Annotated in this window: 2 protein-coding genes; one reads left to right on the top strand and one right to left on the bottom strand. The window is 35.7% G+C overall.

The window, feature by feature from the left end; translation table 11 throughout:
• Positions 1–2,118 (top strand): metallophosphoesterase family protein (locus I6F65_RS21110; protein WP_197114778.1); only part of this gene is annotated, 2,118 nt, incomplete at its 5' end.
• A 210-nt stretch (positions 2,119–2,328) separates the two neighbouring features.
• Here I6F65_RS21110 and I6F65_RS21105 read toward each other — a convergent pair.
• Positions 2,329–2,643: hypothetical protein (locus I6F65_RS21105; protein ID WP_197114777.1), on the bottom strand; the 315-nt coding region annotated here is incomplete at its 5' end.

The following is a 2,643-nucleotide window of genomic DNA, read 5'->3' as shown; positions in this document are numbered from 1 at the left end:
GCGGGTGACTTGCCTGTTGAAATCGCTAGTAGCGAACGTGCTGATACGCCTTATGATTTTAAGCATCTTCCCGCTTTATTAGTTGACCCTATTGTTTCTAAAATAAAAGAAGAGGGGGTTTCAGTTGTACTCGCAGTTGGCGATATGACCGATGTACGTACAGAAAATGAATATGTTGAATGGATGAATAAAGTTGGAACTCCTTTAACTGAAGCTGGAATGACTGTTTTACCTGTACGTGGTAATCACGAAATTGTAGATGGTTATGATTGGCTAAGTTGGTTTACTACTTCAGTAGATACGACAGATAATCGCTCTGTTAATAATATTGATAATGGTATTGATGCTTATACCGATGCCGATTCACAGGAATTCGACCAAGGGTACAATTTGTATCAACAATCCCCAGGAAAACTGTTAAGCAAAGGGTTAGAAAGTGGCGAAATAGTGGGTTACGAAGGTATTGAAGATCTTATGTACTATACCGTTCAAAACAATACGTTATTTATTGCTATAGACTTTTATGCAAGTGATTTAGTGTCTGTTAACTATGAAGGTACTTGGCTTCTTATTTATGATTGGTTAAAAAATGTTTTAGAAACAAAAGGGACTACCGTTGATCATATTGTAATGTTTGGTCACGAAGCTTTATCAACCAAAAAGCGTCCGTCGGTTTATAATTATGATGAATATTTTGACTATATTAGTTCATTAAAAAGTGATGGCACTAGTGGAGATGAGGATGAAACTGAGCCAGGTATATTAGGGCTTGATACTGGTCAATTAGGTTATTTACAGCTGCAAGATGAGTCTTCTCCTGGCTTAATGGATAACGTCCTTAATTTATTGAGTGAATATAAAGTTAACTATATTGCTGGGCACGATCATCAATACTCTCGTAGTTTAATTCATCCAGATAATTCGAATCCATCCGTTGGCTTTACACAAATTGTTGCGGGTAATGCATCTTGGAAAGCGTATAACAATCGTTATGGTATTCATGATAAATATGAAACGGGTTTAGCGCAGGATAATTTTGCTCAAGTAGGTGACTACGAAGGAACAAATAGTCAGTACACTAAAGATTTAACTAAGTATGAAAAATCAAACAAAATTTCATTTGTGATTGTTGAAGTTAATGGTCGTCAAATTACGTTTAAAAACTATTATGCACCGGTTAATTTTTCTGAAGCTGATATGAATATGGGGACATACTGGGATGAACCTCAAAATGCTTGGGTGCAATATGATGTTGATTCTACTGGTAAAACCATTGAAGAAATTATCCCTATTGAATGGAGTGTAGGTGATAGTGCAAGCTATACGAGCGATGCGCTACAGCGTGTTGTTTCTCCTTATGAATCTTATTGGGCAACAACCAAAACACCTGATGAAGCAGGTTATATTGGGACTGAAGCGGCTATTCTAGATGGTTTTAATTTAACGTATAACAGTGTTGAAGTGTTAACAACCGATACCCAAGATAAAAAGCAGGTAGGGGTTGATGCAAACTATCAAGATGATTTAGGGACAGGTAAAGGGGAATATACAACGTTTGCTGATGCTTATAGCATTCCTCGTAAAGAACAAGCAATGAATGAATTGTTGTCATTAAGCTGGTTTACTGACGATGATGCTACGACTGTATCTGATATTTTGCACATTAATGGTAACTTAAACCAAGATGGCTCATATAAAAACACCAACGGATTTGTGCAAACACGTTCTCCTTCAGAGTTATTTTATGATAAAGATGCAGTGGAAACCGATAATCCAACAAATGTTATTCGAGATGGCGTAATCACAGCTGAAGATGACGCTGATGCAATGGCGATTGCTATGACTGCCCCAGAAGGAGTTGATTTATCTACTTTAACCATTGGTCGATACAACGAAGAAACGGGTGTTTGGGATACGTTTTTAGATGAAAACTGTTTTACTGCCACATCTTACTCGGATGACTTTAGTGTTATGTTCCAATCGGGTTTTGGTAGTGCGCCAAGTGATGTAAGCAGCAGTTGTGGGACTTATTTGTGGGGTTATAATCATAACAACAACTCTGTTTGGGGTTTTACACATAAAGATGGTCGATTTGCTTTGGTTATAAAAGTGGATTAAGTGACGTCGTTTTTTGTTTGATTTGGTTTCTTTGTAGTAATTAGGGTGAATGCGATCCTAATTACTACATTGTTTTATATATTAGTATTTTAATAGCGTGATGACTCATTAACGCCAAGGGAAGGGCTATATCAATGGGGAGTCATATTATTTTAAAATGCTTTGCACACATAGCTTTGTTATAAACGGTAAAGTACAGGTAAAAGTATATTATTCTTTTACGCTTTCCATGTAGTGAAAAATATCCACGATCTCTTGTACTATTGCTATATTTACCTTCAGGTTTTCAATATTATTTTCTATAAAATCAAAGTTGTTTTTTATATATTCATCGTCATTTCTTTCTAAGTAGTTTATGAAATGTTGTTGCAACGTTGTCGGGCTACCGTAATGACCATAATATCTGTTCAAGAAACTAGGAGTAAGAAAATCTTTTTGATTTTCCATTCTCATTTGTAAATTGTTTAGATGTTCAACTTCTAAATCTATATCGTCGATATATAATGGATATAAATCCCTTATTAA

Source organism: Pseudoalteromonas sp. SWXJZ94C, assembly GCF_015864385.1.
Taxonomy (GTDB): Bacteria; Pseudomonadota; Gammaproteobacteria; order Enterobacterales; family Alteromonadaceae; genus Pseudoalteromonas.
The sequence above is the reverse complement of the archived record's forward strand: the minus strand, read 5'-3'. Positions and strand labels throughout refer to the sequence as shown.